The sequence below is a fragment of the Streptomyces sp. NPDC088246 genome (genome assembly GCF_044741025.1).
Lineage (GTDB): Bacteria > Actinomycetota > Actinomycetes > Streptomycetales > Streptomycetaceae > Streptomyces.
On sequence record NZ_JBIURV010000015.1, the window covers coordinates 64,502 to 80,533 of the forward strand.

Annotated in this window: 13 protein-coding genes and 4 pseudogenes; 6 read left to right on the forward strand and 11 right to left on the reverse strand. The window is 70.3% G+C overall.

Going from position 1 to position 16,032, the window contains the following annotated elements:
- Positions 1-85 precede the first annotated feature (85 nt).
- Positions 86-1,534: an aldehyde dehydrogenase family protein gene (locus tag ACIPEK_RS21540; RefSeq protein ID WP_401998353.1), complete on the reverse strand. Its 1,449-nt coding sequence runs from the start codon at positions 1,532-1,534 to the stop codon at positions 86-88.
- Positions 1,535-1,780: 246 nt separating this feature from the next.
- Between ACIPEK_RS21540 and ACIPEK_RS21545 the strand changes: the two genes are divergently transcribed.
- The 4 genes from ACIPEK_RS21545 (at position 1,781) to ACIPEK_RS21560 (ending at position 5,963) form a co-directional block, all read left to right on the forward strand.
- Positions 1,781-3,241 carry an APC family permease gene (locus ACIPEK_RS21545; RefSeq protein WP_401998356.1) on the forward strand — a complete coding sequence of 487 codons (1,461 nt, stop codon included), beginning with the start codon at positions 1,781-1,783 and terminating at the stop codon, positions 3,239-3,241.
- A gap of 91 nt (positions 3,242-3,332) precedes the next feature.
- Positions 3,333-3,656, forward strand: a complete 324-nt coding sequence (locus tag ACIPEK_RS21550; protein ID WP_401998358.1) for a hypothetical protein — start codon at positions 3,333-3,335, stop codon at positions 3,654-3,656.
- Positions 3,657-4,216: 560 nt separating this feature from the next.
- On the forward strand, positions 4,217-4,660 hold the full coding sequence (locus tag ACIPEK_RS21555; RefSeq protein WP_401998361.1) for a glycosyltransferase: 444 nt from the start codon (positions 4,217-4,219) through the stop codon (positions 4,658-4,660).
- Positions 4,661-4,757: 97 nt separating this feature from the next.
- Positions 4,758-5,963 (forward strand): aromatic acid exporter family protein, encoded by a 1,206-nt coding sequence (locus ACIPEK_RS21560; RefSeq protein ID WP_401998364.1) that lies wholly within the window; start codon positions 4,758-4,760, stop codon positions 5,961-5,963.
- 19 nt (positions 5,964-5,982) lie between these two features.
- On the opposite strand, the gene ACIPEK_RS21565 is transcribed toward ACIPEK_RS21560, so the two are convergent.
- Positions 5,983-7,038: a PP2C family protein-serine/threonine phosphatase gene (locus tag ACIPEK_RS21565; protein WP_401998641.1), complete on the reverse strand. Its 1,056-nt coding sequence runs from the start codon at positions 7,036-7,038 to the stop codon at positions 5,983-5,985.
- 270 nt (positions 7,039-7,308) lie between these two features.
- On the opposite strand from ACIPEK_RS21565, the gene ACIPEK_RS21570 reads away from it, so the two are divergent.
- On the forward strand, positions 7,309-8,313 hold the full coding sequence (locus ACIPEK_RS21570; RefSeq protein ID WP_401998367.1) for an alpha/beta fold hydrolase: 1,005 nt from the start codon (positions 7,309-7,311) through the stop codon (positions 8,311-8,313).
- Between the two features lie 5 nt (positions 8,314-8,318).
- Positions 8,319-8,453: a hypothetical protein gene (locus ACIPEK_RS21575; RefSeq protein ID WP_401998370.1), complete on the forward strand. Its 135-nt coding sequence runs from the start codon at positions 8,319-8,321 to the stop codon at positions 8,451-8,453.
- Positions 8,454-8,575: 122 nt separating this feature from the next.
- Here ACIPEK_RS21575 and ACIPEK_RS21580 read toward each other — a convergent pair whose 3' ends face one another.
- From ACIPEK_RS21580 to ACIPEK_RS21620, 9 genes and pseudogenes are all read right to left on the reverse strand, one after another.
- A complete protein-coding gene (locus tag ACIPEK_RS21580) occupies positions 8,576-9,325 on the reverse strand; it encodes a hypothetical protein (RefSeq protein ID WP_401998372.1) in 750 nt (249 codons plus the stop codon).
- A 50-nt stretch (positions 9,326-9,375) separates the two neighbouring features.
- A pseudogene (locus ACIPEK_RS21585) lies at positions 9,376-9,648 on the reverse strand (glycoside hydrolase family 38 C-terminal domain-containing protein); the annotation flags it as partial.
- A gap of 61 nt (positions 9,649-9,709) precedes the next feature.
- Positions 9,710-9,787, reverse strand: a pseudogene (locus ACIPEK_RS21590) (hypothetical protein); the annotation flags it as partial.
- Between the two features lie 172 nt (positions 9,788-9,959).
- Positions 9,960-10,685 carry a polysaccharide deacetylase family protein gene (locus ACIPEK_RS21595; protein WP_401998375.1) on the reverse strand — a complete coding sequence of 242 codons (726 nt, stop codon included), beginning with the start codon at positions 10,683-10,685 and terminating at the stop codon, positions 9,960-9,962.
- Positions 10,682-11,791 carry a Gfo/Idh/MocA family protein gene (locus tag ACIPEK_RS21600; RefSeq protein WP_401998378.1) on the reverse strand — a complete coding sequence of 370 codons (1,110 nt, stop codon included), beginning with the start codon at positions 11,789-11,791 and terminating at the stop codon, positions 10,682-10,684. The genes ACIPEK_RS21595 and ACIPEK_RS21600 overlap by 4 nt, the downstream gene beginning before the upstream one ends.
- Positions 11,792-12,069: 278 nt before the next feature.
- A pseudogene (locus ACIPEK_RS21605) lies at positions 12,070-12,225 on the reverse strand (FAD-dependent oxidoreductase); the annotation flags it as partial.
- A gap of 32 nt (positions 12,226-12,257) precedes the next feature.
- Positions 12,258-13,529: pseudogene (locus tag ACIPEK_RS21610) on the reverse strand (FAD-dependent oxidoreductase); the annotation flags it as partial.
- A gap of 14 nt (positions 13,530-13,543) precedes the next feature.
- Entirely contained in the window at positions 13,544-14,716 is a 1,173-nt protein-coding gene (locus tag ACIPEK_RS21615; RefSeq protein ID WP_401998381.1) for a LacI family DNA-binding transcriptional regulator, read from the reverse strand.
- Between the two features lie 182 nt (positions 14,717-14,898).
- Positions 14,899-15,969 carry a LacI family DNA-binding transcriptional regulator gene (locus ACIPEK_RS21620; RefSeq protein ID WP_401998384.1) on the reverse strand — a complete coding sequence of 357 codons (1,071 nt, stop codon included), beginning with the start codon at positions 15,967-15,969 and terminating at the stop codon, positions 14,899-14,901.
- Between the last annotated feature and the right edge of the window lie 63 nt (positions 15,970-16,032).

Below are 16,032 nucleotides of genomic sequence, written 5' to 3' on the forward strand. Positions count from 1 at the left end.
TACCGGCGTGGTGGGGCAGCGCGGGCCGGGGCCCCGACGCTGGTCGGGGCCCCGGTCGGCGGACGGTGGAGTGGGCGCGGCGCGGTCAGAGGCTGATGACGCCGGTGCGGGTGTCGGTCATGTCCATGAGAGTCCACTTGCCGCCGATGCGGCCCCAGCCGGTGGAGCGGCTGCCGGCGCCGCCGAAGGGCATGTTGATGTCCCACCAGTTGTTGCTTTCGTTCACGACGACCTGGCCGACGGCCATTTCCTCGATGAAGCGGAAGGCGGAGGTCATGCTGCGGGTGAAGACGGCGCCCTGGAGGCCCAGTTTGTCGTCGTTGGCGATGCGCAACAGGTCGTCCTCGTCCTGCCCGGTGATGATCGGGACGACCGGGCCGAAGGACTCCTCGCGGGACAGCAGGCTGTCCTCGGGCACCCCGTCCACCACGGTGAACTCGTAGTAGAGGTCCGTGGGGTGTCCTGAAGCGCGCTTGCCGCCGAGCAGAATGCGCGCGCCGCGCTCGCGCGCGTCGGCCATGTGACGGTCCATCTTGGCTGCGACGCCCTCGTTGTTGAGGGGGCCGAGAACCGTCTTGGGGTCGAACGGGTCGCCGAGGGTGATGCGCTGGGCCTCGCGCAGCACGGCCTCGACGAACTCGTCGTGGATGTCGGCGTGCACGATGACGCGTTCGGTGGCGCAGCAGACCTGTCCGGCGCACGGGTAGGCGCCGTCGACAGCGGCCTTGGCAGCGGCCTCGACATCGGCGTCCGCGAGGACGACGAGCGGGCCGTTGCCCGAGCACTCCATGATGGAGCGCTTGAGGCCGGCGGCGGACTGGATCTTCGCCCCGGTCGCGGTGGAGCCGATGAAGCCGATCGCGTGGATGCCCTCGTGGCGTACCAGCGCATCGCCGGTGTCGCCCTCGCCGGGCACGATGTTGACGAGGCCGTCGGGCAGTCCGGCGGCGACGAACGCCTCCATCGCCTTGAGAACGGTGAGCGGGGTGTTGGCCGGCGGCTTGACGACATGGGCATTGCCGGTGGCGAGTCCGGGGGCGACGAACTCCGCGAGCATCAGCAGCGGGAAGTTCCACGGCGTGATGATGCCCCACGTGCCCACCGGGCGCTGGAAGGTGAACATCCGCTTGGTGTTGTCGGTGGAGGGCAGCGTCTCGCCGTGCAGCCGTACGGCGTCCTCGGCGTGCAGGTGGAAGAGCTTGGCCGCCTCCTCGATGTCGGCGACGGACTCGGCGAGCGGCTTGCCCTGCTCCAGGGACTGCAGGCGGGCGAGTTCGTCCACGCGCCTGCCGAGTTCCGTACCGATGCGGTGACAGAGCTCGGCGCGGGTCCACACATTGGTCGCGGCCCAAGCCGGCTGGGCCGCGTTCGCGGCACGCACGGCCGTGTCGACGTCGGCGGCCGCGGGCAGCGGGAAGGTGCCCACGAGTTCGCCCGTCGCGGGGCTGATGACCTCGTGGGTGGTCCCGGAAGTGCCGTCGGTGTAGGCGCCGTTGATGAAGAGCTGGTGCCGGTCGGCGGTCGGGGTGGTCATGCGTTGGCCTCTCTGTCCTGTTCCTGACCGGGAACGGGCGCGTCGGCTCTGGGCCGCGCCGGCCCGGGTCGGGTGCGAAGCGATGACTGGAGACTCGCTGAGCAATCAGGAACTGTCAAGACTGCTGAATCAGCAAAACCTGAAGTCGATCATTGCTTGTTCATGAGTATTGACAGGTGTTTTTCGCTTCATCTATAACCGGGCCCCAACGACTCTCCTGTCTGCGCCCACCCTGAGGGGAAGCCCATGTCATCCCAGCCAAAGACCCCAGCCCCACCCTCACCGGACCCTTCGGACTCCTCGGGAGCGGCGGGTGCGTCCGCCCCGGCACTGCCGAAGAAGATGAGCTGGTTCGACGGATTCGCGATGTCGCTGACCATGCCGGCGGCGCTCATCGCCTCGCTCGGCGCCTCCATCGGCGGCCTCGGCGCCTGGGGGGCGATCGCCCTGTGGGCGGCCTCGATGGTGCTGGCCACCGCGACCAACTGGATCTACACCGAACTGGCCGCGATGTTCCCCGACTCCTCCGGCGGGATCGCGCACTACGCGACCGAGGGCTGGAAGAAGCGGGCGCCCGTGGTGGGCCCGATCGCGAGCATCGGCTACTGGTTCCCCTGGACGACGGCCCTCGCCGTCTACTCCGGGCTCATCGGCTCCTTCGTCCAGGCCCAGTGGTTCCCCGGCCAGGACTGGAGCGTGGAGTTCGGGCCGGTGAAAGTGGACTTCCCCATAGCGGTGGGCCTGCTCGTGATGCTGCTGCTGTTCGGCGCCGCAATGATCGGCCTGCATGTCGCCATGTGGGTCGTCTACGTCACCGGCGGTGCGCTGCTGGTGCCGCTCGCCGTCTTCATTGTCCTGCCGCTGTTCTCCGGTGACTGGAGCGCGCAGGGCCTGCACTGGAATCTGCACGGCGCCGCGGGGCTGCGCGAGGCGCTGGTGTGGCTGTACGTCATGGCGTGGACGTCATTCGGTGTGGAGGTGTGTGCGACCTTCGCCCCCGAGTACAAGGACACGGTGCGCGACACCACCCGGGCCCTGCGCGCCGGTGTGCTGTTCTCCCTCGGCGTCTTCATCCTGCTGCCGCTGACCCTGTCGGGGTACGTCGGTGAGAAGGCCATCGGCGAGGAACCCACCACCTTCTTCGTCGGCGCCTTCCAGGACCTGGTGGGCGGCGCCTCCGACCTCATGGTGGTCTTCCTCATCGCCTCACTGCTGCTCATCATGATCACCGGTCTCGCCGACGGCTCCCGGGTGCTGTACGAGATGGGCAAGGCGGGGCTCACGATCAAGCAGGTGGGGGTACTGAACAAGCGCGGGGTGCCGGCCCGGGCCCTGCTGGTGGCCCTGGTGCTGAACGTCTTCGTGCTGACAGTGCTTCAGACCCCGCTGGCCATCATCGTCACCGGCAACCTGGGATACATCCTCACCCATGTGCTGGCGGTCTCCGGCTTCGCTCTGCTGCGCAAGGACCGTCCCGACGCCGCGCGGCCGATCCGGCTGCCCCGTTTCTTCGTACCCCTGGCCTGGACGCTGGCCGGGTTCCTCACAGTGGTGCTGGTTGTGGGTGCGACCGGCTTCTCCATCACCGGATACGGCGGCTACACCGAACTGGGAGTGGCACTTGCCGTTCTGGTGGCGGCCGTACTGCTGTGGCTGTACCGGATCAGGGTGCAGGACCGGCACGTGACCGACGACCGTCCGGTCTGACGGCCGGGGCGTACGCACCCGGGCAAGGCGCCGGAACCAGGCGGAAAGTGGGCCTGTGGGCAGGGGGGCGGCCACCCCTGGGCCCGGCCCCATGCGTGTACTTTTCGCCTCGACCAGCGGATCGGGCCACTTCCACCCACTCCTCCCTTTCATCGACGCGTGCACGGCACGGGGCGACGACGTCCTCGTCGTCGCCCCACCGAAACTCGAAGCGTTACTGAGGACCCGGGAACAGCCGTACCGCATCGGAGGAGAGCCGCCCGACGAGGAGCTCGGGCCGGTGATGGCGCGCGTGCTTGAACTGCCCCCGGACGACGGCGTGTCCCTGATGACGAGGGAGGTGTTCGGCCGGCTGTTCACCGCCGCGATGCTTTCCGCGCTGGAGGAGGCATGCCGCGAGTGGCGGCCCGTCTGACGCGCCTGCCGGCTTCCCTCGATCCCTCGCCGTACGCCGTGACCCACCACTACCACGAACCGTTCCTGGGCAGTGAGCAGGAGTGAGCCCGCCCCACTGGCACGCCCCGAACGTCTTGGGCGCGCTGGTCCTCCGCTTTCGCGTCCTGGGCGGCGACGCATATCCCGTATGCGGTCCGTTCCAGGCGGGCGGAATCCCTACGACCTGGCCATGTGGGTGTGGCCGGAGGCGACGGGGAGGCCCCGAACCATCACTCCGGTGGAACGGGGGCCCCGACTGCTGACGCCACACCCGGCGTCCCAAATCGCAACGAACACGTTACGCAGACCCCGCCGGGCACACCCACAGATCGTCACGCCGTTCACTCAGTGGTGCCCATGTTCGCCAGAACAAGGTGCCGGCCAAAGAGTTGTGAACCCCTTCGTCCGGGCGTACTGCCGGACTGGTGGGGCGGGGTCGAGGAACCGCTCGTCTACCCCACCCCGGGCACCGTGGCGGGCGCCATGCCGACCGCCGCCGGCCTGTAGCGGGCGGCGCTGGAGGCGGCGAGCGGACTGCCGGTGCGGGTACTGCTGACGACGGGGCACGGCACCGACGTATCGGGGCTCGGGCCGATTCCGCCCAACGTCCACGTGGAGGCGTGGGTGCCGCAGGCCGATGTCCTGGGCAGTGCCTCCCTCGTGGTCTGCCACGGCGGGTCGGGGACGGTCTTCGGCGCCCTGGCGGCAGGCGTCCCGCTGGTCTGCGTCCCCCTCTTCGCCGACCAGCCCGTGAACGCCCGGCTGGTGACCGAGGCGGGCGCGGGGACAGCTGTCACCCCGACCGTGGGCCCGGCGGACGAGTCGACGGTGCTCGGCCCCGACGATGTTTCCCATCTCCGGTCGTCCGTCGAACTGGTCCTCAAGGAACCCTCGTACCGGGCGCGGGCCGAGTGCCTGTCCGACGAGATGCGGGCCACCGCCACGGGCAGGGAACTGATCGGCGCCCTCGAACCGCGCTCCTGAGCCACGACATCCGCGGCTGCGCCCATCGGCACGGCCGTACGGTGGGGTTCGGTTCGCCGAGGCGCTGTGGCGGCGCACGGGCGGGCATGGGAAATAGATGGCACGAGTATCCGCACCCGTGATCAAGCTCGTCCGGCGTACGACCGAGCCCGTCGGAGCGCAGACCCTGCGTTCCACGGCGGCTTCCGTCATCGCCTACGTCGTGGCGGTGTGGACCCTTCCGCATCCGGCACCGCTCACCGCACCGCTCACCGCACTCCTCGTCGTACAGGTCACCCTCTACGCGACCCTCACCACGGGGATCCGCCGGGTGAACTCCGTCATCGTCGGGGTGCTCATCGCCAGTGCGCTCAGCTCCCTGGTGGGACTCAGCTGGTGGAGCCTCGGACTCACGATCTTCGCCTCGCTGATCATCGGACGGCTGGTGCGGGTCGACGAGTTCGTACCCGAGGTGGCGATCAGCGCGATGCTCGTACTGGGCGTCTCGCAGGTCGCCTCCACAGCCTGGGACCGCGTGCTGGAGACACTGATCGGCGCGGGCGTGGGAATGCTGTTCAACCTGCTCTTCGCGCCACCCGTCTGGGTGCAGTCCGCGGGCGCCTCCATCGACAGTCTGGCCCACGCGATGGGACATATGTTCCGTGCGATGGGAGAGGACGTGGGCGGTCGCGCCTCCGTCCAGCGGGCGGCCGACCGGCTCCACGAAGCCCGTCGGCTGGACCATGACATCGTGGAGGTCGATGCCTCGCTGCGGCAGGCCGAGGAAGGCCTCACGCTCAACCCGCGCGTGAGGCAGGGACTGCTGTACCGGGTCGTGCTGCGTACCGGTCTGGACACCCTGGAGATCTGCGCCGTGGTGCTGCGGGTGCTGTCACGCACCCTGACCGACCTGGCCAAGGCCCGCACCGACGAGACGCTGTTCCCCGCCGACGTGGCCGAATCCCTGACGGAGCTGTTCGGACAGATGGCCGGTGCCATCGAGAGCTTCTCGGAGCTGATCACCACTCCGGTCGCGGAGAACGGCGAGGAGGCTGAGGACCGGCTCGCCCGCGCGCTCGCCGTGAGCCGTGCGACCAGGGACCGGGTGGCGAACCTGCTCCTCGAAGACGTTCAGGAACATCCCGGACAGTGGCAGTTGCACGGAGCCCTGCTCGCCGAGATCGACCGGATTCTGGACGAGCTCGACATCGACAAGCGCACGGAACGTCTGGGCAAGGAACTCGACCGGCACTCGTCGCAACTGCATGAACGCCATCCCTGGTTGCGTGCCGTATCGCGCAGGCTGCGAGGCGGCCAGGCCTGAGCGGTGCGGGCGGGTGGCGTCACCCGGAGGCCGGAAGCCGTTCGATGGCGACCAGCGCCGCATCGTCGCCCAGGCGGCCGCCGGCGTGGCGGACCAGGTCGGCACACAGTGATTCCAGCAGGGAGTCCGGGCCCTGGCCGCACCGCAATGCGGCCCGCTCCGGGAGCGGATAGAAGACCCCTGACCGGTCCCGGGACTCGATGACACCGTCCGTGTACAGAAGCAGGGTGTCGCCGACGCCGAAGGCGAACGTCTCCGCGGTGTGTTCGGTGACCAGCAGGTGCGTCAGACCGAGCGGCGGGGCGGGCGCCCGTACTTTGAGCGGGATCGCCTCTCCCGCACGCAGCAGGAGCGGCGGTGGATGACCGCAGCTGACGAGGTGGAGTTCGGTGGAGGCATCGGGGATGTCGAGAACGGCCGCGGTGACAAAGGACTCCGCGAGGTCGTCGTCCATGCCTTCGTGAACGGTGTCGTTCTCGTCCAGCGCGATGCTCGCCTCCAGATGCGCCACCAGATCGGGCAGCTGCGACTCCTGGCGGGAAAGAGCGTGGAAGGCACCCAGGACGCTGGCTGCCTCGCCGATCGCGGACAGTCCCTTACCGCGGACATCGCCGATGATCAGGCGGGTTCCGTCGGTGGTGCGGGCGGCCGCGTACAGGTCACCCCCGATCTGCGCCTCCGCCTCCGCGGCCAGATAGACCGAGGCGATGCGCAAGGGGCCGCTGCGCCTGGGCAGCGGCCGCAGTACCACTCGCTGCGCCGCCTCGGCCACCGAACGGAGCTGGGACACCGCCTGCTCGTTCCGTTCTCTCAGATGGGCGAAGAAGGTGACGAAGCCAGAGATGAGAATGAGCGCGATGATCTGGTAGGTGTGATTGAGGTCGTTGATGCTGGTGCGCGCGATGGCCACCAGGGATTGGGCCAGCACGGCGACCGCACCGACGAAAGCGGTCATGCGCGGCCCGGTGAAAGAGGCAGCCACCGCAGGAGCGGCCACCAGGAACGGGCCCATGTGCACATCCGGCGGCGAGATGACGTCAACCACCGTGACGATGGCGATCAGCGCGAACGGCATCGCCACGAGAGCGTTCCTGCGCCTTCGGGTCTTTGGGAACGACTGCAGGAACCGCCGGGAAGCCATGTTTCCGGGATACCGCACCCGGTCCGCCTCCGCTCCCGGACAGCTGATCGGTACGGCACACTCTCGGCTCCCGTCACTCCGTGTTGCATCTCGTTCACTCGGACGGTCGCGCGTTTTCACTCCTTTGCTTCGCGCGTCGCGCCGTCCGGGCCGGGCCTGGCAACGCTGAGCCCACCAACTGCTCCTCGACGAAGAGAGAACAGCATGACCGTCTCAACCCTCCTCGCCCCATGGATGTGGATACGCGGGCGGCGCGCGCAGACCGTCGCCGTGGCGCTCACCGCAGCCGCCCTTGCCGCGGCCGCCGGACCTGCCGCAGCCGATGGCGGTGCCGATCCGCCCGGCGTCAAGCCCACGGTGGTGGTGGTACACGGCGCGTTCGCCGATGCCTCGGGCTGGAACGGTGTGGTGGAACGCCTGCAGCGTGACGGGTACAAGGTCATGGCCCCGGCCAATCCGCTGCGCGGGCTCGCCGGTGACTCCGCGTACATAGCCGGCGTGCTGAAGAGCATCAAGGGCCCGATCGTGCTGGCCGGGCATTCCTACGGCGGTGCGGTGATCAGCAGCGCCGCCGCGGGGAACCCGCAGGTGAAGTCGCTGGTGTTCGTGTCCGCGCTCATGCCGGACAAGGGGGAGAAGCTGTCGGACCTGTCGGCGAAGTTCGCGGGAAGCGAGCTGAATGCGGCTCTGAAGCCGGTGCCGTTCCCGGAGGCCGACGGAAAGGAGGGGACTGATCTGTACATTCAGCCCGACAGGTTCCACGACGTCTTCGCGGCGGACGTGCCGTCGGGCACCACGGCCGTGATGGCCGCCACTCAACGCCCCATCAACGGAGCCGCGTTCATGGACACGGCGGCTGCGGCGGCCTGGAAGACCATTCCGTCCTGGGCGCTGGTGGCCACCCGGGACAAGGCCATCGCCCCGGATCTCGAACGCTTCGAGGCCAAGCGCGCCAATTCGCACACCGTCGAGGTCGATTCCTCGCATGTCGCGATGATGTCGCACCCCGATGTCGTCGCCGATCTCATCCGGCAGGCCGCCGGAGACCGAACCCCCGCGAAGTCGCTCATGGCCCCGACGGGCACCAGCACTGTGGTCCTGGCCTGGATCAGCGGACTCGCGGGCGTGACCGTCCTGACAGGCGCGGGCCTGGTGACGGCGGCCCGCAAGCGCCGCGTCACCCATGGCGGTCCCAACGCGGCCCCCTGATACGAATGCACGGATCAGCGAGCACCCGGGAGCAGGCCGGACCCCGGGATCGGCTGCGCCCGTCACGGCACGGCGCCACCGACGGTGACGTGTCCACCGGACTCGGCTATCTCGCCCACGTCGGCGCCCCCCTCCACTGAGCCGCCGACGCCGAACTGCGCAGGAATCAACGCTTGATCAGGTCGGCGACCGCCTGGCCGTGCCGGCTCCTGCCGAGGGAGCTCCGCTCCGGCCCCCGGGCCGAAGAGGAGCTCCTGGGTGTCTACGGCACCAGCCGGGACTCCGACAGGCGGGGCGACGGCGGTGCCGCGCCGTCCACCGTCGCGGAGTGCAGCGCGGCGTGCTCCTCGCGGGAGACGACCGACCGGCTGCCGCGCACCGTCAGCCGGCGTCCCTGAGGGGTTGTCCAGCACATCTCGGCGCAGTCGCCGACCACATCCACCTCGGGATCAGGCACCGGCTCCCCGCCCTGCTCCGTACCGGACGGCACAAGGGAAAGGGTCCCCGCCGCGAACGTGTCGCCCAACGCCGCCCAGTCCAGCTCGACCGGGGTCGCGCTCTCGAAAAGGACGACTTCGATCCGCACCCCGTCAGCGAGCGGGACCAGCCGGGCCGTCGGCGTACGGCCGCCGAAACTGCCCCCGGCCAGGCTGAAGCCCAGCCGCGCCGTCCCCAGGTCGAGGTCGACATCGCCGCCGGCCACGGACGTCTCCGCTACGGGCGGCGCACCGATCACGTCCACCACCAGACGCAGCGACCGCGCCCGGAACCGGTCACCCGGCTCGATCATGTCGAGGTGGTGGTGCCGGTCGCCCGCCGGGCAGGCGAATCCCGTCAGCCAGGCCACATGCGGGCCGCTCTGCACGGTGGAGAGCACACCGGACGCGAAGTCGAAGTCCTCCGCCCCGTCGTCCTTCATCAGATGGACGTGCAGATGCCCGGGGGAGCCGTCGGGACGCACCCAGTGGCCGAACAGCGGACGCCGCTGCAGCCAGGTGTCCTGGTGGTTCACGCTGCCCAGTGTGGTGACCGCATCCAGCCAGGTGGTTCCCGTCTCCGGGGAAGGGCTCTCGGCGAAGAGCTCAGCGTCAGCAGCTGGGTGACACGGGACGAACCGAAGGTACGCACCACCTCGACGCCGTCACCGCTGCGGCGCACCACGTCCGCCCCGGTCAGATCGGTCACCGAATTGCGGTAGAAGGCATCGACGTCCCAGGCGTCCCAGCGGTTCGGCAGATCCGGATGGACCTGGAGCAGATTCGCCGCGCAGCCCGGGGCGATCGTCTCGCGCCCGGCCACCAGATCGACGACCGAGACCACCAGACCCCGCGCGTCCCGCTTCGACGGTCTCACCCGCCCAGTCGGCCGGGACGCGGCCGGTCACCCGGAACCAGCTGGTGCCCCAGGCAGGCCCCCAGTCGTCGCCGATGGCACCGGGCTTGTAGGGGGCGGCCACCGCCTCGGCGAAGGGCACCGGTTCGCCGGGGGCGTGCCAGGCCTCGAATTCGAGGGGTGCCGTACGGGGATGGACGGCGGGGCGGATGCGCTCGCGCAGGGCGCGGTCGAGCCGTTCCTCGGTCAGCGTGCGGTCGTCATGCATGAGTGAAGGGCCCCTCTGAATGAAATGTGTGCGGCGCGGTGGTGGTTCACGGGAGCTCGTCGAAGCCCACGCAGGGCAGTGACATCCCGTCGGCCAGGGCCAGGAGCTTCTCCAGCCGGGCCGGTGTCACATGGTTGGCCTCATGGGCGTCGGCGATGCAGTGGGCGTAGAGCGTGGTCAAGCCCCCGTCATCGGCGGTCCGGCGCAGTGCCGTCTCGACGCCGGTCAGATCGTCTCCGTACGCGACGCCCCCGCGCCCGGAGTCCACCGAGCACCCCGGCAGGACCCGCCGGGCGGCGATGCCGCCGGCCGGGACACGCAGCTCGGCCGCGAGGGACGGATCGGCGCGGCGGTCGCCGGACAGACCGCCGCGCAGCCGCTCGAAGAGCGCGAGAAGCAGCCGGTCGGTGCTCTCGTCGCGCGCGCTGCACGGGTAGGCGAAGGCCCGGGCCGGAAAGCCGAGGTGGCGCAGCGTCTCCAGGGCGGGCACCACCTCCCGGTCGAGATAGGCGGCCGCGCCGTGCGCGGCGATGAACTCGGGCGCCCGCTCGTGCCGCAGACCGTGGCAGCCGACGGTGTGGCCGTCGTCCGCGAGCCGGCGCAGCAGCCGCACGTCGTCGCGGTCGAGCCGGTCGGGCTCACAGACGAAGAAGGTGACACGGGCGCCGAACGACGTGAACAGCGGTGCGGCGGCGGCCCACTCGCGCACATGCCGGTCGTCGAAGGTGAGCAGCAGGGCGCGGTCGACGTGATCTTCCCCGCGGCCGGTCATCGCCCGGACTCCTTGGGCGCCCAGCCGGGCACGGAGCCGTGCAGTGCCGTGTAGAAGGGATCGCCCGGGACGATCTCGCCGGCCAGGACGGGGCGACCGGTGAGCGCCGCCTTGTACATCGCGGTGATCAGCTCCAGGGAACGGCGGCCGTCCCCGGCGCTCGCCCTGGGCCGTCGGCCCGCCCGCATGTCGGCCAGGAGTGAGCGGAGTTGGGCGCTGTGCGAGCTGGGGACGTCCTCGGCGGGGGAGGTCCAGGCGGCCGCCCGGCCGGGCTCGACACCTGGTGCGGGGGTGTAGCTCCAGTCACCGTTTGCGTACCCGTAAAGATGGTTCAGCTCGATCGTGGCGTCCCGCAGATCGATCCGCAGATGACTCAGCTGACGCGGCGAAAGGGCGCTGTTGACCACGGTGGCGAGTGCGCCCGAGGTGAAACGCACGGTGGCGGTGGTGACATCGTCGGTCTCGAGGTCGCGGGCCAGCCGCCCCGCCATGGCCCGGATCTCCGCCCAGTCCCCGAGCAGTTCCAGCAGCAGATCGATCTGGTGGATGCCGAGCCCCATGGCGGGGCCCGCGCCCTCGGTCGCCCACTTTCCGCGCCAGGGGACCGCGTAGTAGGCGTCGTCGCGGTACCAGGTGGCCTGGCAGTGGGCGACCAGCGGCGCACCCAGCTCGCCGGAGGCGATGAGGGCCTTGGCGTGCTCGGCGCCCGATCCGAACCGGTGCTGGAAGACGATCGGGGCGTACGGGCCCCGCTCGCCCTCGGCGGCGGTCATGGCGTCGTACTCCGCGAGACTGAGGGCGGGCGGCTTCTCGCACCACACCCACGCCCCGGCCCCCAGGGCGGCGACGACCTGATCCCGGTGGGCGACGGGCGGCGAGGCGACGACGACGAGATCGGGACGGACCTTGCTCAGCGAGGCGGCGAGATCGGTGGAGTGGTGGGGGAGCGAGAAGTCGGCGGCGAAGGCGCGGGCCGCGGTGGGATCGGCATCGACGGCGCCGACCACTGCGAAGTCCGAGGGAAGTTCGAGGAACGCCGGCATATGGACGGCGCGGGCGATGTTGCCCGCGCCGACGAGCAGTACACGGTAGGGAGACAAAGTCACAGAGGGCCGTCCAGGCTGAGGGCGTGAGCCGCCGGGGTTGGTAAGCGTTTTCCAGCAGGTCGGTAAGGCGCCCTTCCCGAGGGAAGGGCGGTTGGGTTTCAGAGAGTGGCGTAGAGCGCCCCGGCACTGGTCACGGGTCCGGTGCGGAGCCGGTCCGGCCAGTCGAGGGCGAGGCCGAGCGAGTTGCTCAACCGGCTCTGGAAGGAGACGAGTCGGTGCTCGGCGCCGCGGACCGCGCGCGGCGGCAGCCGGTGTTCCAGGCAGTACGACACGAGCGCGCCGACGGCCTCGCCGATGCTCCACTGGCCCGCGTGCCCGCCGAGCGCGGGTGCGCTGAGATGCGTGGCGCCGATGTTCCGCCCGGCGGGGAGCAGATTCTCCACCCGTACGGGCAGCAGTGCGCCCAGCCCAGCGGCAGTTGGAACGGCAGGCACTCCAGATCGAGGCCCGCGCCGCCACCGGTTCCAGGGTGCAGCGTGATCCGGGATCGCAGGGTGCCCACGCTGTCCGTGAAGGCCTCGGCGCCCGGTGCCCCGGCCCGTGCCGCAGCGGTCAGATGATGTTCCAGCACGGTGAACTCGGCCCGGATGCACCGGGATTCGCGTACGTGGAGTGTCTTGGCGAACCCGTCCGCCGTGCCGGTGGCGTCGGGCCGCAGGCGCAGCTCGGGGTAGCCGTGGCCTCCGTCGTGCCGAGGTGCCCGCGTCTGCATCCAGTGGAGGAACGACAGTGCCTGCTCGCATGCCTCCCGTTCGGCGCGGGCCCGTACCTCGTCCCCGAGCCCGGCGAGCGGCAGGCGTGTGTAGGCCGTCTGCTCCCAGTCGACCAGGGTGATGTCGCTGTCGAAGGTGCCGGGCAGATACCGGCTCCGGGCGAGTGCCCGCAGCTGGTGCCAGCGGTCGTTGGGCGGTGCGGCCCACGGCGGCACCTCGTCCGGCTCGTGCAGGAAGAGCGGCACGGAGCGGGCCGGGGCGCCGCCGGGTTCCGCGGTGTCCCAGGAGAAGGCGTCGGCCCACCGGGCGTAGCCGGCCGGCCGGTCGACGGTGTGGTCCTCGCCGGGGCGGTGGTCCAGGGCGAAGACCCAGGAGACCGGCTGCTGGTCGAGCGGATCGGCGACGGCGGCCGCGTGCGGTTCGCCCGTCTCCTCGCGGGACTCGGCGCCGGTGACATGTTCGACGCCCGCGAGGTCGAGCAGCTCTCCCAGGTCCGTCGCGTCGACGACGTACGGGGCGCTGACCGTCAGCAGCTCGCCGTCAGCCGCCTCCAGGGTGACCGCGGCCACCCGGTCCCCGTCCGCCTGGGCCGCGACCGGGCGGTGGCCGAGCAGCAGGGTGAGCAGGCCCGAGGCGAGATGCGGGGTGAGGAGCTCCTGGACGACGGCGAGTGCGGCGCGCGGCTCATGGCTGAGATGACCGGTGGTACTGAGGCCGGGGTCGAGCAGTGGATCGGCGTACGGCGTCGGGCACAGCGGGTAGTTGCGCCGGTAGAAGTCGCGTATCCGCTCGCGCAGATCGCGATAGCCGGGGGAGACGGGATCCAGTTCGATGCGGTGGCCGTCGGCGAGGGGCACCGCCTGCGCGGTGAACAGGCCACCGGGCCAGTCGGTCGCCTCGGTGAGCACGACGCGGTGTCCGAACCGGGCGGCGGTCAGCGCGGCGGCGAGACCACCGAGACCGGCACCGACCACCAGGACATCGGTCCCGAGTTCGCGGGTACGGGGTGCGGGGGCGGCGAACACAGGAGTCTCCTCCCTCAGGGCCGGCGGGCGGCGACGGTACGGAGCCGGACCGGTGCGGACTCGCGCGTCCTGATCCGGACGGGGAGCACGATCTGCTCGGCGCTGCGGTACGGATCCTCGCCCGCCGTGCGCTCCGCGATCCGGGTGACCAGCTGCTCGACCGCCCGGCTGCCGATCTCCCTGGCGGGCAGCCGGGCGGCGAAACTGGTGAGCGGCAGCAGATCGTAGGGGCCCGCGTCGTCCATACCGGCCAGCACGATCTCGTCGGGCACGGCAATGCCGAGCGAAGCCAGATCGGAGGCGGCGGTGGCGACGGCGAAACCATGCGCACACAGCAGGGCGGTCGGTGGCTCGGGTGCCGCAAGGAGACCGGACAACAACTGCTTGCGGTCGTCCTCGGACAGTGCCGTGTACGAGCGCAGCGCGGTGAACCGGGGGAGCAGGGGCTGGTCATGGGCGCGCAGCGCCTGCTTGTGCCCGGTCATCCGGTCGTGGACGCTGGTGCACTGCGTCTCGCCCCAGAGCGTCGCTATGCGTTCGTGGCCGTCGGCCAGCAGATGCTCGGTGAGCCGGTAGCCGACGTCGTAGTTGTCGGCGGTGACCGCGTCGATGGCGAGGCCGGGAAAATACCGGTCGACCAGGACCATCGGGATGCGCAGGCGTCTGATCTCGTCCAGCACGTCGAGATCGGGCGCGCCCTGGACCGGGTAGAGGATGATGCCGTCGACCCGGTCCTCGACGGCCTGGTGCAGCGCCTGGTCCTGGCGGGCGAGGGACGCGGGGTGATCGGCGTGCCCCGTGTCGGTCATCTGGACCGCGGAGTCCGAGAAGAACAGCCGCAGCCCGCGCTCCGAACAGCCGGACTCGACCCCGCGCAGCACTTCGGACTGGTACGGCCCCTGGCCGCTGATGATGCAGGCGATCACACCGGATCTGTGGGCCGAGGAAGGTTCCGCGGTCCGGTCCGAAGGATCGGCGACAAAGGTACCCAGGCCCCGGCGGCGTACCAACAACCCTTCCGCGACAAGGTCGTTGAGTGCCCGGACGGCGGTGGTGGAACTGACCCCGAAGCGCTCGCGCAGCTGGTTCTGAGTGATGAACGGAGCGCCGGCCTCGTACGCGTCACGTGCCACCTCGGCCCGCAACTCGTCCTTGATGCGCTGGTACTTGGGTCCGGACGTACCCATCCGGCCACCAGCCTCTCGGATTTGACGCGTCAATCGGCGTTGATCACAGTGTGGTGGCGGTTAACGCATTATTTCAAGAGGGTTGCAGCGGAATAATCGGCAACTTAGTGCGTCAAATAGGGGAGTTGCTGATTCAATGCGTCAATCCAGTGATCCGGACGGGGGCCTCAGCCGGTCGTGCCTCAGCCGGTCGTGCGGGGTGGCGGTGCCGTGCTGGCACGCACCACCAGTCGCGACGGCACGGCGAGCGTGCGCGGCGAAGCCGTCGCGTCGCCGAGGGCCAGCAGCAGCGCCCGGCGGCCGATCTCTTCGAGCGGCAGCCGCACCGTGGTCAACGCGGGTGTGACGTCGCAGGCCACCGGAAGATCGTCGAAGCCGACGACGGAGACATCGGCGGGCACGCTTCGCCCGAGGTCGTCACGGAGCGCCGCGAGCGCCCCGAGCGCCATGGCGTCATTGAGTGCGAAGAGTGCGGTGATCCCCGGCGACCTGCGGAACAGCTGCACCGCAGCGGCCCGCCCGCCCTCCCGGGTGAAGTCGGCCTCGACGCGATGGCGCTCCTGAACGGAGATGCCCAGTTCGGCCGCCCGCTCCAGGAAGCCGTGCAGCCGGTCCTGCACGGAGACCAGCGCCAGCGGTCCGCAGATGATGCCGATCTCCGTGTGCCCCAGCTGGGCGAGATGCTCGGCGACCGCCCGGCCACCCTCGCGGTTTCCCGGCACGATCGTGTCCACCGGAAGATCCTGGTGGGCGACCGCGGTCACCCGGCCGCCCTGCGCCGCGAACGCCTCCAGCTCCTGGGTGAGCGCGGGGCTCCCGCCGGTGAAGCCCGAGCCGGCCAGGACGACGGCGCGGGCCCGCTGAGCCCGCAGCCGTGCCACGTACTCCGCCTGGAGTCCGGGCTCATGGAAGGTGCCGGCCAGCATCACGAGTAGCTTGTGGTCGCGGGCGACCTCCATGACACCGGCCGCGATGGCGGAGTAGTAGGCGTCGTTCACATCGTGCACGATCAGACCGACGATGGACGTCGTGGACTGCACGAGCGCGCGGGCCGGCGCGTTGGACACATAGCGGAGCCGGGCGGCCGCCTCCAGGACGCGCTCCTGCAGCTCCTGGGTGACATTGCGGTCGCTGTCGCTGAGGACGCGCGAAGCCGTGGCGAGAGAGACCCCGGCGTCGTGCGCGACCTGCTGGAGCGTCACGGCGGACGGCGGGCGGGAACGGGCGGAACGTCGATTGACCTGGCTCTGCATAGGGCTACGATAGCTGCCCTGAAAGCGTTTTCCCATTGCGTACGCAAGAGGAACCCGGCACCG

Excerpts from the sequence above, each read along its gene's own strand:
- ACIPEK_RS21595 (WP_401998375.1), bottom strand. The coding sequence starts at position 10,685 with ATGACCGGCCGCGGGGAAGATCACGTCGACCGCGCCCTGCTGCTCACC.
- ACIPEK_RS21560 (WP_401998364.1), top strand. The coding sequence starts at position 4,758 with ATGGCACGAGTATCCGCACCCGTGATCAAGCTCGTCCGGCGTACGACC.
- ACIPEK_RS21615 (WP_401998381.1), bottom strand. The coding sequence starts at position 14,716 with ATGGGTACGTCCGGACCCAAGTACCAGCGCATCAAGGACGAGTTGCGG.
- ACIPEK_RS21540 (WP_401998353.1), bottom strand. The coding sequence starts at position 1,534 with ATGACCACCCCGACCGCCGACCGGCACCAGCTCTTCATCAACGGCGCC.
- ACIPEK_RS21620 (WP_401998384.1), bottom strand. The coding sequence starts at position 15,969 with ATGCAGAGCCAGGTCAATCGACGTTCCGCCCGTTCCCGCCCGCCGTCC.
- ACIPEK_RS21545 (WP_401998356.1), top strand. The coding sequence starts at position 1,781 with ATGTCATCCCAGCCAAAGACCCCAGCCCCACCCTCACCGGACCCTTCG.
- ACIPEK_RS21570 (WP_401998367.1), top strand. The coding sequence starts at position 7,309 with ATGACCGTCTCAACCCTCCTCGCCCCATGGATGTGGATACGCGGGCGG.
- ACIPEK_RS21575 (WP_401998370.1), top strand. The coding sequence starts at position 8,319 with ATGCACGGATCAGCGAGCACCCGGGAGCAGGCCGGACCCCGGGATCGG.
- ACIPEK_RS21550 (WP_401998358.1), top strand. The coding sequence starts at position 3,333 with ATGCGTGTACTTTTCGCCTCGACCAGCGGATCGGGCCACTTCCACCCA.
- ACIPEK_RS21565 (WP_401998641.1), bottom strand. The coding sequence starts at position 7,038 with ATGCCGTTCGCGCTGATCGCCATCGTCACGGTGGTTGACGTCATCTCG.